The organism is Candidatus Zixiibacteriota bacterium (assembly GCA_029860345.1).
Lineage (GTDB): Bacteria > Zixibacteria > MSB-5A5 > GN15 > FEB-12 > JAJRTA01.
In genome coordinates, this window is the sequence record JAOUBJ010000021.1 from 25,061 (window position 1) to 38,473 (window position 13,413).

Genomic DNA, 13,413 nt, shown 5'->3' on the forward strand with positions numbered 1-13,413 from the left:
CCTGTCAAAACCTGGTTTCGTCGGGGCTATCTGCAGTCGATGCGGGAGGGGCCGTTTCCACCTGCGACAGCTGTTCGGCAAGCTGCATGTAAGCCCTGGTGCGCTTTTGTAGTTTGGCGAACAGCTCCCGTTTGACTTGGCTGATATCTGCCGTGTTGTCACCAAGCGAGTCGTACATATAAAGGGAGGTCTGCCTGCCCAACCACTCGAGATAGAAGTAATCCCGCGTGACGCATCCGATCCTATCCCCCGCGTTGATCATAGCAAAGCCCGGATCATCGTCGGCCAGACTAAGTACGTCTCGCCCCCAACTTCGGTGTGTATACTTACCGCCAAGCAGGTCGAGTATGGTCGGCAATATGTCAACCTGCGATCCTGCGGCGTCAATCACGCGACCGGGCTGAATCATCCCCTGCGGGCCGAGAATCAGCAGCGGAATGCGAAAGGTCTCCGGGTCCAGCACCAAACGACTGACGTCGTAACGAGCGTGGTCGGCGGTTAGAACAACGATAGCGCTGTCGAACACTCTCTTCTCTTCAAGGCTCTTTAGGAACAGGCCCAACGCTTTGTCGGCGTAGAGTTGCGCATTAAACAGCTTGGAACTATCGGCGTCGTCGAAGAACATCTGCACCGATGAATCGGGGAGATCAAACGGTTCGTGATTCGATGACGTTAAGACAGTCATCTGAAATGGACGCGGCAAGGAATCTATCAGGGCCGCTGCTCGCTCGAACAGAACGTGATCCGGCACACCCCACTTGGAGAAAGTCTGCTGCCCTGCAAAATTCTTCTCCCCAACGAATCTATCATACTGCTTATTGGTGAAGAAGCCCTCGATGTTGTCAAAAGCCAGATCACCACCATATACGAAGGCGTTGAAGTACCCACGTTGGTGAAGAATCTCCGAAACTGTGCTGAACGGGTGCGGTGCATCGTAACGTCCCATGATACTTCGTCCCGGCAACGATGGATATGAACCGAGCACGGCGGGTAACCCAAAACTGGTGCGGATACCGTTGGCAAAAAAGTGTGTGAAGAGCGTGCCGCGTCCGGCCGCTGAATCAAAATGCGGCGTCAGATCGTGTTTTGAACCAAGAACACCTGTGTTCCTGGCCGCCCAGCTTTCGAGCAACACGATAATCACGTTGACTCGGGGTGCGGGTGTGACACGCGCGGATATTGTCGACCGACTGAATTCCCGTCGGCGGTCGGTCCATACCTCGTTAGGTCGCCTCATCATTTCCGTCAACGTGTTGCCTGCCTCAGCCGTCTCCACAAAGGGGAACCGCTCCTGCTCGGTCATAGTGGAGAGCCTTAGATCACCATCGCGCTCGGTGTAGTTGCGGGCCAGGGTATAGACACCGTTCAGCGCCAACTGGTTCAGAAAAGCGTTATGGCTGAAATACGCCTCACCCCAATCGATGGGCGCCAACCCGGTACGCCCTCTGATGCCCAGGAAGAACAGGGCGAGAAAGACAACTGTCCAACCAACCTGACCGACCCACGAACGGCGGTTGGGCATACCATCTGTCTTGCGCATCAAGAGCATAATTAGATATGCGAACAGCACCGTTAGAACTATCCAGATCAAAATCGATGCAGTAAAGCCGGAGTCTGAAAACACCATGGACCAAAAGATCCCGCCCTCATCAATGTACTCGTAGAAGAGAAAATTCAGATGAGAGCCGAAGTTCGCGTAGAAGCGAATGTCGGATAGCAGCAGTATGAATACAACGCCGAAAACGACACAGAGGTAACTACCGATGGTCAAGCGGAACCATCGCCTGGATGAATTTAGCCACGGTGTCACCAGTAGCAGTGGCAAGAGACAATACAGGATGATTATCTGGTCGAAGCGGAGACCAACCATAAAAGCGGCCAGAATTTCCCCCAACGACTCCCCGGCTACTTGCCCGCTGAAGTGAAGCAGAAAAATCAGGCGCAGAATAGCAAAGAAAACCAGCGTTAACAGGTAACACAGGGTAATCTGAACGAATGATCGCGAGGGAAGCAGCGCCGCCAGGGCGCCGGTCGTTCTGTCGCCGGCTCTATTCACACAGGGAATTAACGGCGTGAGGATCGCAAGTCAAGTGACGGCTGTATCAACGATCAGGAGTTGCGTGGCTGTTTGCTCCCGCATTGAACTGCAGGTTATTCGTCTTCGACCACTACAGCCGTGCCGTAGGCGAGCAACTCGGCGGCTCCCTGCATCACGGCTGAGGTCGAGTATCGGACCATGATTATGGCGTTAGCCCCTTTCGCTTTGGCATCATCGATCATCCGATCATAAGCCTGCTCTCTGGATTCAGCCATCAGTTTGGTGTACTCTGTGACCTCTCCCCCCACGATAGTGCGGAACATCGCACCGATGTCGCGACCGATGTGGCGTGCCCGAATCGTATTACCTCTGCACAAGCCGATAGTTTTGACAACTCTCTTGCCGGCGACATTTTCACAACTGGTGACAATCATTTGGTTACCTCTTTGTAGCGGTCTCGATTGTAGGCAAATAACCGTTCGCGCGCATAGGACACAAGTAGAAATATGAACCCGACCCCGCCGGCCGTCAGCCCGACCTTCAGCCAAAGTGGCGCTTCCGGATCAGTGTATAGTTCGCCCATGGCTTCATACAGCCCAAAACAGAGCAGAACAATTGCGCCCAGTGACAAAAGAATCCAACCGAATCCACGCTCTGTCTTCCGATAGATCGAGTGCCAGTAGTTATCCCATACTTCGTCGGGAAGATCAGCATATTGCACCATGCCGGTAACCTCCTGCAGTTTTCTGAATTCCTCCAACTCCTCGCGGAGTTCGGCATCAGCCGCCAGTTCGGCCTCGAACGCCTGTTTGTCTTCGTCTGATAATTCGCCGTCGACATACCCGGCGAGCAGTTCCCGTCTATTCTTCACCATTTTTCTGCCTCATCAGACCAGCCAGTTTTTTTCGTGCATAATACAGCCGCGACATCACCGTCCCCTTTGGGATTGACAACAGGTCGGAAATCTCTTCATACGACATGCAGCGAAAATGCTGTAGTGTGATAATCTCTCTATCATCGAATGACAACTCCTTCAGCGCCTGGCGAAGGTTTGCCACTGTTTCATTTTTGATAACGGCCTGCTCGGGCGTCCGATTATCCACCAGCAACCAGGAGACGTCATCGACATCGACCATTCGGTTCTCGCGGCGTGACCGACGACGCAGCCAGGTGCGACTGAGATTGGCGATTATGGTGTAGAACCAGGGTTGGAACGGCTGCTTGGTATCGAAGGTCTTGGCCGACTTGTAGACGCGGAGAAACGCCTCCTGTGAGATATCGAAGGCGTCATCTTTGTTGCCGACCAGTCCAAGGGCGATTCGAAAGGCGGATTTTTTGTGCCGTTCGACCAGTTTGCCGAGGGCTTGTTTATCACCTTTTCTGATGTCCATCACCAGGGCCATGTCGGTATCCATCGTTTTATCTTTCCCTTCAGTGGTCATACCGGACAATTTGGGGAATATTCAGACATTTCTGCAAGTTTTTTTGCGGGGGCGATAAATGGGTCTTTTGGCTTCGCCACGGGGCGGCAGGCCACTTTTTCGCGCTTCGCGCGGCGCTCGTCACCCAGAGCGGAGTCGCAGGCGATAAATCGCATCTTTGCGCTTCGCGCGGCACTCGTCACCCAGAGCGGAGTCAATGGGCGGGCGCGGCCTCGCCTCTGTCAGTCCCGAGAAGGCGGGAAACCGGTCGGGTGATCAATCGCCGCCCACAAATCTGTCCGGGTTGCAGTAGTAGCAGGATTCCAGATTCCCACCGCGCGCATCTTCAATGGTCAATCGTTTCTTGTTCTGACTCTCCCCACCTTGTGAGCAGCTTATTAAATGGTATGCCTTGCTATTCGGGGTTGCATAGACAAAGAACCGGCTACACTTTTGATCACACTCTATGGCAAACCCGCTGTCGACCAGCATCCCTCCGAGATCTTCGCCGTCCACTAAAACCTTGGCGACCACCCGAAAGGATTCTCCTCGCTGGGTTTCCTTCAGCGAAATCACCTTCGCCCTATCAAGCACTTTTTGGGTCAAGGCTTTGGCTTGCTTCCCAGGGTGTGTGGAATCCTGCGAGGGTGCAGTTTTCAAGCAGTTTATGTCGAGCACCCTGATCTTGATACTGTCGCCAATTATCTTCGTCCAACCCGGAATTGTGGCATAGAACGTGTCACCATCCCAGACGCCCTTAAAAACGACACTATCGGCATCCTCGTAGGTGCGCAGATCGGAGCCACTCGCACCTGTCAACAAAGCCAGTATTACCACAATACAGACTAATGGTGTACGGGCAATAACGTGACCGCTCGACCGGCGAGTCGACGTGCACCGTGAATTCAGAGAACCTGTCATATACACCTCCGGTTGGCGGCAACCTATACTAAGCGGCCCACGTTTGCAACTGGATTCTGTGAGTACTGGCGGCGCGTGAGGACATACACCATCCACTTGGCAGGCTCCACACACCGCCCACAGATTGTCGATACCTCGCCCTTCGACTGCGCTCAGGACGACATAGTCAAGCTGTGGCTCTCGCCATTCGGGGCAGGGGTATCGACCTGCGAACCTGTCTCAACCAAAAGGTGTCGACTAAAACGCCAGCGAGAAACGCAGACCGGCCGCCAGCGCGTTGTCTATCGACGGATCGGAGTTGGGATTGACTATGTACTGCACATCCGGTTGAAGCGTCAGGTACTGGTTAAGCTCGAACCGACCTGTTAATTCCAGGGCCAGCTCGTAGTCGTTAACCGGAGAACCGTTGTCTTCCGAGACACGTTTGTAATCGTTGCCGTTGACGGCGGCAGCATATCCAAGACCGACTGTGTTGCCAATGCGGCTGGTCAGCAAGTTATTCAAGGTTACGCCGCCTCCGGCGTACCAACCAAGTCTGTTAACCTCGGGCAAAGCCATACCCACGCGTGAGAAGGCGACGATTGACTGCGAGTCACCGCCGGACCAAACCGGAAACTGACCGAGCAGATATCCGCCACGACTGCGACTGCGGGGAACTTCTCCATGGTCCACTTCGACGTGCAGGTGCGCCGTGCGGCTCGTATATAACCAGGTTCCAGCGGCAAGTTTGAACATATCATCGGACTGCCGATAAAACTGAATTTCTCCGGCGAGAAACAGACCGTCTCCCGACTCAAACGTTATGTGGGTTCCATCGTGCTCATCCGGATCGCCCGGAACACCGTCAAGGGCAGTCAACAAAACGGTAACAGAACTGACCGGCCGTGTCTTCAGGCGAAGACCGACAGAAGTCGTGGGAAACACCGACGGACCGTTCTCACCGGACTGCGCCAGGTCCGGACCTATCCCAAAAGAGGCATGTACAAACAGGCCGGCCTCGTCCACCAGATCGAACTCAGAGTTTAGATCATAAAGCCCAAGCAGCCATGAAAACCCGCCATCCAACATCTCCTGCTGCACCCACGCTTCATACAGTTTCCAGGTATCATGTGCGTCTAAGCTGCTAACCGCCTGCATATCACCGGCGAACTCGGAGGGACTGCCTCCGCTGGTCCAGTGGCTTGAGACAAAGAAAGCCCCCCCCGGCACACCGATTAGCTGATGCAAGTCGGATGAAAACTCGGTCCTTACCAAATGGAGATAGGGGGTGCCCCGCTCCACGCCGCCATCTACAATCGATAGCAGATCAGCGGTATAGTCAAATCCGATTTCAAACGCCGGCAGTTCGGCCGAGTCAGAGCCGTCAGCCGCAGAAACTGACGACGATAGCGGCGTAATCAGGCTGACACACACACAGGCTAGTAAATTGACTGACAACAACTTACTTCTGGTCATAACGTAATGCTCTCTCTTTGGTGAAAATGAGATTCATTTTCAATTAGGTCTTCGGCCCGAGAATAGTGGATTAAAACCTTCATGTCAATACCCTTTTTTATGGTTTTCGCGAGTCAGCAGTTGATATAGCCCTGCTTGTAACAACGTTTAGGGTCCGTCGTGCGAAGATCGATACCGTGCTCAAGGTAGCATTTCAGATTGGCCAGAAAGAATGTCCAGCCGTCGCGACAACCCATGTGCATGCTCCACTTCATCTCTTCTGTGGTCTTCATGTCGTACTGGCGCAGTTCGCAGATCGAGCCGCGACCCAGTTTGTTGATCTTAACCTCTACCTTCTCACCCTTGCTGCCGAAAGGAAACCTAACCAGGCTGTTTTTTCTGACGGCCAAAACCGTGGTGTCCAGTTTGTCATCACCAAGCCACTCAAAGTAGACTCTCCCCCCTTTGCGTGCTTCAAACTCTGCTTTCACCGGGAACCATTTCGCCAGCTCTTTGCCCTCCGTCCAGGCTTTGTACACTCTTGAGGGCGCGGCTTTGATAACCACCCTCATGCTGAATTGGCTCCAGTCGTGTTTTTTCTTGGCGGCCATTTCTGGGACTCCTTTATGAGTTGTCCTACAGGTACAGGATTCGTTATTGCTGATAACAAAAGAGCCGGGGCCAGGGTTGCAGGTTTTCTTCGGTTAGGAGTTTTCACGCAATCATGACAGCCTGCGGAACCTGGCCCTCTGGTCGGTTGTTAATAGCCTCATAATCGATCAATGAGGATAGTTTATGAATTCAGATGATAATAAGCCCAAGCCCACTATCGAATGTAAGAAGAACGGTCCGCTGTTTGTCTCCAATCTCGAGACGTTAGTCGGCGTGGACGGCCGGCCGGTTGAAGCCAAACCAAAAATGGCAATCTGTCGTTGTGGCGGTACAGGGAATCGTCCTTATTGCGATGGAACTCACAAGCGGATTGGCTGGACCGATGAAAAGAAGGATGATCGTCAGCCCGATCGGCGGGAAAGTTACGTCGGTAAGAAGATCACTATCCATGACAATCGCGGTATCTGCTCGCACGCCGGTTTTTGTACCGATGGTCTTCCCTCGGTCTGGCGGATGCGCACCGAACCATGGATCGATCCGGACGGAGCCGAAGTTGCCAAGATTATTGAGACGATAGAGAAGTGTCCGTCGGGCGCTCTCAGTTATACTATCGATGAAGTCGAACACCGTGATCTTGATCGACAACCGGCCGCTCGGGTTACACCGCATGGTCCGCTCAGGATTGAGGGCGGTGTCGAGCTTAAAGATGTCGATACGCTTGAGGGGGTTTCGTGCGAACACCGGGCGCTGTGTCGCTGCGGACAGTCCAAGAACAAGCCGTTTTGTGACGGTTCCCACTGGTACGCGAGCTTTCGGGATGACGGTCGGATTCGTGTAGCCGTGTTCAGCGAGTTGAAGGATCGGTCGCCGGTGAAAGCAGAGGTCGATGGCGTCGAATTGGTCGTGGTCCGACTTGACGACGAAGTCTCAGTCCTGCACGGCCTGTGCGCTCATCATGGAGCGAGCATGGCCGATGGCAGCGTGATCGAAAAGACATTAGCCTGCGCCTTGCACGGCTGGCAATACGATTGTATCAGCGGCGCCAACAAGGATCCAAACAGCGGCGGCCTGCACCGGTTCACAGCATCGGTTGAAAAGGACGAAGTGTTGGTGTCGCTCGATGAGATCGCCTCGTTCAAAAAGCAGCAAGAGAACAGCAGTGAAGATACCACAGCAACCGGCGCTCCCGCTCTCAAAAACCCGGAGGAGCCATACAACGAGTACATTCATCACCTGGCCGAACATGGCTTGACCAAGACCGGCTCGCACGGACCGATGGCAGCGATGGGCGTACCGCGATATCAACTGCCGACCTGGGACGATCTGCAATTCGTTACGGCTCAGTTAGCCTGGTTGCCACAACTTGAGGATGTTACCGTGGGGACGGAGTTGGTTATCGGGCCCAGGGCGCAAAAGCCGCTTCGATTGAAGATACCTATCTTTGTTTCCGACATGAGCTACGGCGCCCTTTCTTATGAAGCCAAGGTCGCCCTGGCTACCGGCGCCGAACTGGCCGGTACTGGTATCTGTTCGGGCGAGGGTGGGATGCTGCCGGAGGAACAGGCGGCCAACAGTCGATATTTCTATGAGTTGGCCTCGGCCAGATTCGGTTTTTCGTTCGAGCAACTGGACAAAGTGCAGGCCTTTCACTTCAAGGGCGGCCAGGCGGCCAAAACCGGTACCGGCGGACATTTGCCGGGCAACAAAGTCACCGGAAAAATCGCCCAGGTGCGCGGGCTGAAGACGGGTGAAGATGCTATCTCGCCGGCCCGTTTTCCGGAATGGGAATCACTTGACGATTTCAAGAAGTTCGCCGAGCAGGTGCGCGAACGAACCGGTGGGATACCGGTTGGATTCAAACTTTCGGCCCAGCACATCGAGGAGGATGTTGATGCCGCCATCGAGGCAGGCGCGGACTACATCATTCTGGACGGTCGCGGCGGCGGCACCGGCGCGGCGCCGCTCCTGTTCCGTGACAACATCTCCGTGCCAACCATGCCGGCTCTGGCGCGGGCACGCAGACATCTGAATGAAACAGGCAACGACCACGTTACGCTGATCATCACCGGCGGTTTGCGGACACCGGCCGACTTTGCCAAAGCGTTGGCCCTCGGCGCCGATGGTGTGGCTGTTTCCAACGCGGCCATTCAGGCCATCGGCTGTGTTGGTGCTCGCATCTGCAACAGCAATAAGTGCCCGGCCGGGATTGCCACGCAGGACCCGAAGTTGCGAGATCGGTTGCAGGTCGATCAGGCTGCACCCCGTCTCGCCCGTTTTCTTGATGCATCGGTGCACCTGATGAGTGCTTTGGCCCGAGCCTGTGGCCACACCCATTTGAGCCAGTTCGTCCCAACTGACCTTACGACCTTCAATCGCGACGTTGCCTCGTTGACCGGCATTAAGTATGCCGGTGTACTCCCCCCGTGAGGGCTAGTTGAAAGACCGCCTGAGCCGCCAGTTGACGTGCGCTACACTGCCGGTGCCGTCGGGCGACTCGCCTGACGGTCACGAACCTGGAACCGAGGATTTCATAGCGAAGCGTGATCTTGAATGACACCGCGCCAAGCGCAAGGAAGCGACTTGTAGCCTTGCCTGTGTCGGGCGGGGTCACCCAGCACCAATACGTACCAGAGCTTTGGCAACACGCCCGTAGTTGACCGCGGCGAATTGTTGATCGACTCAGTGACGATCAACCAATTGGCGCTTGGAGGCTGCCCCGTCTTCTTTTGCATTGTCGAGGCTTATGGCTATTTGATCGATTGAGCCGGCCAGGTCTCCGATTTCATCGCCGGCTACGATGTTGGTTCTGGCGCTGTAGTTGCCTTCGGCGATTTCGATGGCCGTCTTCCGCAGTCGGTTGAGCGGTCGGATTATCGACCGTCCAATGACTGTGCCAATCACAACTGCGGCGACTGAGAGTACACCCATAAGTATCCATATCGAGCGCAAGCTGGATTCCACGCCGGATCGCGCCAGAGCCGTGGCTGCCTCGACTGTTCTTGTGGATACATCGTGGGCCTGATGGTCTCGAACCTCCACTCTGTCAAAGAAACTTTTGAGGCCGTTCCAGTAGAATTGCTTTTGAGCCCAATACTCATCACTCTCCAGAATGGACACGGCTTCTGATGCCCGACCCTGGTCGACCAGAGAGATGGCACGGTACTCCATCTCCACTAAAGCCAGATTGGCGCTGTCCACCTGGGCAAAAAACTGCCGGTCGGTTTCATCACCCACGCCTATGGCACGCTTTATTGACTGATCCAGAAGCGGCTCCATGTCGCCGTAGCGGTCGGCCCACTTTTCTTCCTGGGTAAATGCGAAATTCCTCGCCGATTGTGTGAGAACTTCGTCGTAGTATCGGATTAACTGCGCTTCATTGAATAGGTGTGAGGCGTGCTCCAACTCTGCGGCCGCAGCCGGAATCTCGCGGCTTAGAGGCTTGGCGAGTTCTTTGACCTTATTGATGGACTGGTAACCGACAAAACCGGACATTAAAGCCGCCAATCCAAAGCCAAGAAGTAGTTTTGAACGTATGCTCATAGTGTATCGCGTCTCTCCAGGTATTCTCCAGACACCCCCGCCCTGACTCCACAACCACGGTTTAGGCACCGGATGTGTTAGTCTTAAATATATCGGCCTTCGACCGGGCGAGGTTGAACGGTTCGTGTACCCAGGATGTCCGGCTGGATACGTACTCCAGGGGGCTTACAGCGTAATTGGCCGGATCAGGCCATGTTTCCTGAATTGTGCCGGGCTTGGCCTGGTCTCTGCTGCCTTCCATCTTTAGACTCCGAGATCAGGAGAGCCGGGACGAACAAAGTCCCGGCTTTGTATCGACTAAAGGCTATTCAGAGCAATGCACAGTCACAATGTTGGCTCCAATGAACCGGGAATAGTCGCCGGCAGTTTATTGTCTTCCCAGCGCTGTTCTGACCGCAGCCAGACTGTCAATAGAAATCACATTGACTGAGCGACGCGCCAGAAAAGCATCCACCTCGCCACCGGCCAACATAGCTTTGGGCAGGCCGGTTTCCACGTCCCTTTGCAACAGGAAAATACCTGTCTGGTCCACCTCGAACTTGGGTGCTCCAAAGAACTGCACATCCTGCGAACCCGGGAAGCGAACAACCAACTGCGCAACGCCGGCCGTTCCCTTAAACAGGGAATCGACTCGAATAATAGCCTCCTGCCAGTTTGGATCGTGCTCCGTTATTCTCGGACGTTGGGTGGTGGCCGTCAGGGCTTTCCGAATCTGGACAACCTCTCCAAGAGCAACCGTTTCAGCATCGTCGAGCCGTTTCCTCAGACGGGCCTGCTGTAATCGCTGTTTCATAGGTCCGACCGAGGCAGCCACAAGGGCAGCCTGCATCGGCTCGTGTCCAAGTTCCTTGACCGCTACTGACTTGCTCATAACCCAGGTCTCGGCATAAAAAGTGGCGCGGCTGCCGATCCTGAATTGGGTAGGATCAATTAATTCGATTGTGATCTCATCCCCTTCGGCTATCGAAACACCCTGTGTTGTTGACAGCAGCGCATCGACTTTCACCACCGCAGTGTTCTGAGAAGCCTTGACTCCTGCCACGGAAGATTCGCCGAGCCTCAGAACGGTCCCGACAAATACCGGGTTTGACTCCTTCAGCCATTCCGGCTTGATATCCTGGCCATACGCCACGAAGACGACGCACACATTGAGAGCCAGGAGCGCAAACCAGGCTATAGCCGTGACTTTTGGCAAAATTGGTATTCGCATTATCAGTCTCCTTATCTCATGGTCGGGACACTGAAGTAAAAGGGATCAATGGAAATAGCCACGGGATTCCCACCGCCGTCTTTCAGTGTTTTGGTTGAAAAGTCATGGTACCGCTGGTACGTGACCCCGCTGGGGAAATTGTTCGGGTCGGGAGTGTTATTCGCAGAGAAGATGCCGCGGAATTGCTGACCCACACTAAGCAGGAAATTGTAATCCCCTATGTAAGGCAGGAACTGCGGGGCCGGTTGGTTCCCGGGAACATTAGCCAACCTGGTGGTCTCCATATTGGTGAATCCATCCCGTGTCTGCTCAAGATTGGTGATCCAGCGGCTGCTGGAGCCGCTCCCTGTGTATTGCTGGTACAAGAGGCCGACGGTTCCGTTGTTGGCAATTGCCACGGCACAGCAAGTGGCATTGGTTATCGTTCTCAGGTCCCCCGTCCAATTGACGCCTCGATCGGTCGATCGGCGCACATGTACCGTGTAGATATCGCCGGTACCGACCCGATCGCACCATGCCACGTAGACTATATCACTGTTTGTGGGATGGACAGCCGCCGATAGCGTGGAACCGATCCGTTCGAATCCCAATGTCTGCGCATTCGACCAGGGGATGGTCACGCCCGCGGCCATTCTTACTCCCGACAGGCCGTCTGACCCTAGGAGGTCTTGGAAGGGAGTGGCACCGGTAGCGCCGTTATCGTCGCGGACAACCACCACATCGGAAGTGATCAAATTGCCTGCTGCGACACTTCGCCATCCAAAATAGGCAACATACACGGTGCCATCGCCGGAGATTGTTGGTCGCACCGAGGGACCATCCTGCCCAAGGGTGGCTCGCGACTCAATCACAAACGAATTGAAGGTGGCTCCTCCATCGAGTGAAACATCGACAGTCGCTGTCCGCCCCCCGGGCTGACTGAAATCGTTGTTCCCAACGTACACACGATCGTTAAGAGATACCTTCTTTGCCTGGAGAAAAGGCTGATCGACATCTGGCCGGGTGCTGAGCACAGCCATCGGAGTAGCGCCGGTAAAATCATTGGTCCGCAGTATGTCCATCAGCAGATCAGCTGACCGGCGGAGAATGCCGGCATAGAGTCGCCTCGGCACATCGACAGTTCCTAATGTGATATCACCCGTCACTCCGTCACTTGGAATGATGTTGTTAAGCCACCAGGTGTCGCCGCCATCGGTCGTAATGAAGACCGGAGCCAACCCGGTGCCGAAGCCGTTCGGATTAACGGTAAAGGCCGAGCCGACCATTCTATCGGTCGCCGTCGGATCGACGGTGAGAAAGGGCTCGCTGTCCTGGTTTGTTTCGCTACTGAAGGTCTCTGGAATCATGTTGATAACCTTAACCACAGCCGGCGTGCCCTGCGGCGGCTTCGTGCATTTCTTCGTCGGAAACACCGGCTCAGGCTGGCGATAGCCAAGGCAGCGGTCACAAATACTACCGCCCGTCATCGTTGGGTCCCATCCACCGAGCGGGATACTATCAAAGTCGAGTTCGTCACGAAACTGCTCCAGGTCCGGAAACTCCGTATATAAGTCTTTACCCAAAAACTGGTCCGGCGCACAAAGAATTCTCAAACAAATCGGGTCAAGAAAACCGGGGTCGACTCGTGAGGGCGCTGCTCGGAGTTGATTCAGTTGACACAATACATAGTAGATGTTTGGCCAAAAGTCGGTAGGCAACGCGAAAACCAAATACGTCCGCCCCACCACAAACGACGCGGATAATCGGGCGCCATCGGGAAGGCGAGCCAGCTCAGTGAGGGAATCCGGTGTGTATTGTAACAGGAGCACGGTGTCCATGTTGTCGACCCGGTTTCTTAGTTCGGAGATGTCCAGTTCCGCATCGAACCTGGCACCCTCTTCCCCGTGCGCCTCAAAAGCCAGAACTTCATCGCGGAGAGTAAAGACATTGCTGGGCACTTCTGTTGCCCGCATTTCCTGCTTCGGCTCCTCATCGTCCTCGTGACGGCAGGCTGCTAACCAGATCGTTGCGCACATCAGAAGAGCCAGCAGTATCCAGATGAAAGCTTTTCTCACACTCCCCCGTTCGAATCTTGGGACCGACGGTGGTTTCCACTTTGTCTGTCGGTTGTCGCGACTTGTTGACACTTGGGACCTCCTTTGCTTTTGCCCATTTTTCGATCTGTGTCCGACAGTGAGTATTCGACCCCCAACACAACTATGGGTCGAGCAGACTATCGTCCCAGAACATCACATGGT

At 54.7% G+C, this 13,413-nt stretch carries 12 protein-coding genes and 1 pseudogene; 2 read left to right on the forward strand and 11 right to left on the reverse strand.

Features of this window, described 5'->3' with window-relative positions; translation table 11 throughout:
• Positions 1–4 precede the first annotated feature (4 nt).
• From OEV49_16505 to OEV49_16535, 7 genes are all read right to left on the reverse strand, one after another.
• Positions 5–2,056, reverse strand: a complete 2,052-nt coding sequence (locus OEV49_16505; GenBank protein ID MDH3892667.1) for an LTA synthase family protein — start codon at positions 2,054–2,056, stop codon at positions 5–7.
• A gap of 95 nt (positions 2,057–2,151) precedes the next feature.
• Positions 2,152–2,472 carry a heavy metal-binding domain-containing protein gene (locus tag OEV49_16510; protein ID MDH3892668.1) on the reverse strand — a complete coding sequence of 107 codons (321 nt, stop codon included), beginning with the start codon at positions 2,470–2,472 and terminating at the stop codon, positions 2,152–2,154.
• Complete coding sequence (locus OEV49_16515; GenBank protein MDH3892669.1) at positions 2,469–2,912, reverse strand: zf-HC2 domain-containing protein; 444 nt, start codon at positions 2,910–2,912, stop codon at positions 2,469–2,471. The genes OEV49_16510 and OEV49_16515 overlap by 4 nt, the downstream gene beginning before the upstream one ends.
• Positions 2,899–3,453 carry an RNA polymerase sigma factor gene (locus OEV49_16520; GenBank protein ID MDH3892670.1) on the reverse strand — a complete coding sequence of 185 codons (555 nt, stop codon included), beginning with the start codon at positions 3,451–3,453 and terminating at the stop codon, positions 2,899–2,901. Before OEV49_16520 ends, OEV49_16515 begins: the two co-directional genes overlap by 14 nt.
• 282 nt (positions 3,454–3,735) lie before the next feature.
• Positions 3,736–4,380, reverse strand: coding sequence for a thermonuclease family protein (locus tag OEV49_16525; protein MDH3892671.1), 645 nt, complete (start codon positions 4,378–4,380; stop codon positions 3,736–3,738).
• Between the two features lie 237 nt (positions 4,381–4,617).
• Entirely contained in the window at positions 4,618–5,835 is a 1,218-nt protein-coding gene (locus tag OEV49_16530; GenBank protein MDH3892672.1) for a carbohydrate porin, read from the reverse strand.
• A 113-nt stretch (positions 5,836–5,948) separates the two neighbouring features.
• A complete protein-coding gene (locus OEV49_16535; GenBank protein ID MDH3892673.1) occupies positions 5,949–6,425 on the reverse strand; it encodes an SRPBCC domain-containing protein in 477 nt (158 codons plus the stop codon).
• Positions 6,426–6,609: 184 nt separating this feature from the next.
• On the opposite strand from OEV49_16535, the pseudogene OEV49_16540 reads away from it, so the two are divergent.
• A pseudogene (locus OEV49_16540) lies at positions 6,610–7,212 on the forward strand ((4Fe-4S)-binding protein).
• Positions 7,213–7,266: 54 nt separating this feature from the next.
• Positions 7,267–8,853, forward strand: coding sequence for a glutamate synthase-related protein (locus OEV49_16545; protein MDH3892674.1), 1,587 nt, complete (start codon positions 7,267–7,269; stop codon positions 8,851–8,853).
• Positions 8,854–9,105: 252 nt separating this feature from the next.
• Here the strand turns inward: OEV49_16545 and OEV49_16550 are convergent, their stop codons facing one another.
• The 4 genes from OEV49_16550 to OEV49_16565 form a co-directional block, all read right to left on the reverse strand.
• Positions 9,106–9,966, reverse strand: coding sequence for a HAMP domain-containing protein (locus tag OEV49_16550; GenBank protein ID MDH3892675.1), 861 nt, complete (start codon positions 9,964–9,966; stop codon positions 9,106–9,108).
• 61 nt (positions 9,967–10,027) lie between these two features.
• Positions 10,028–10,207 carry a hypothetical protein gene (locus OEV49_16555; protein ID MDH3892676.1) on the reverse strand — a complete coding sequence of 60 codons (180 nt, stop codon included), beginning with the start codon at positions 10,205–10,207 and terminating at the stop codon, positions 10,028–10,030.
• A gap of 126 nt (positions 10,208–10,333) precedes the next feature.
• Positions 10,334–11,176 (reverse strand): hypothetical protein, encoded by an 843-nt coding sequence (locus OEV49_16560; protein ID MDH3892677.1) that lies wholly within the window; start codon positions 11,174–11,176, stop codon positions 10,334–10,336.
• A gap of 11 nt (positions 11,177–11,187) precedes the next feature.
• On the reverse strand, positions 11,188–13,302 hold the full coding sequence (locus OEV49_16565; GenBank protein MDH3892678.1) for a glycoside hydrolase: 2,115 nt from the start codon (positions 13,300–13,302) through the stop codon (positions 11,188–11,190).
• Positions 13,303–13,413: the final 111 nt, after the last annotated feature.

Excerpts from the sequence above, each read along its gene's own strand:
- OEV49_16510 (MDH3892668.1), bottom strand. The coding sequence starts at position 2,472 with ATGATTGTCACCAGTTGTGAAAATGTCGCCGGCAAGAGAGTTGTCAAA.
- OEV49_16515 (MDH3892669.1), bottom strand. The coding sequence starts at position 2,912 with ATGGTGAAGAATAGACGGGAACTGCTCGCCGGGTATGTCGACGGCGAA.
- OEV49_16520 (MDH3892670.1), bottom strand. The coding sequence starts at position 3,453 with ATGGATACCGACATGGCCCTGGTGATGGACATCAGAAAAGGTGATAAA.
- OEV49_16525 (MDH3892671.1), bottom strand. The coding sequence starts at position 4,380 with ATGACAGGTTCTCTGAATTCACGGTGCACGTCGACTCGCCGGTCGAGC.
- OEV49_16530 (MDH3892672.1), bottom strand. The coding sequence starts at position 5,835 with ATGACCAGAAGTAAGTTGTTGTCAGTCAATTTACTAGCCTGTGTGTGT.
- OEV49_16535 (MDH3892673.1), bottom strand. The coding sequence starts at position 6,425 with ATGGCCGCCAAGAAAAAACACGACTGGAGCCAATTCAGCATGAGGGTG.
- OEV49_16550 (MDH3892675.1), bottom strand. The coding sequence starts at position 9,966 with ATGAGCATACGTTCAAAACTACTTCTTGGCTTTGGATTGGCGGCTTTA.
- OEV49_16555 (MDH3892676.1), bottom strand. The coding sequence starts at position 10,207 with ATGGAAGGCAGCAGAGACCAGGCCAAGCCCGGCACAATTCAGGAAACA.
- OEV49_16560 (MDH3892677.1), bottom strand. The coding sequence starts at position 11,176 with ATGCGAATACCAATTTTGCCAAAAGTCACGGCTATAGCCTGGTTTGCG.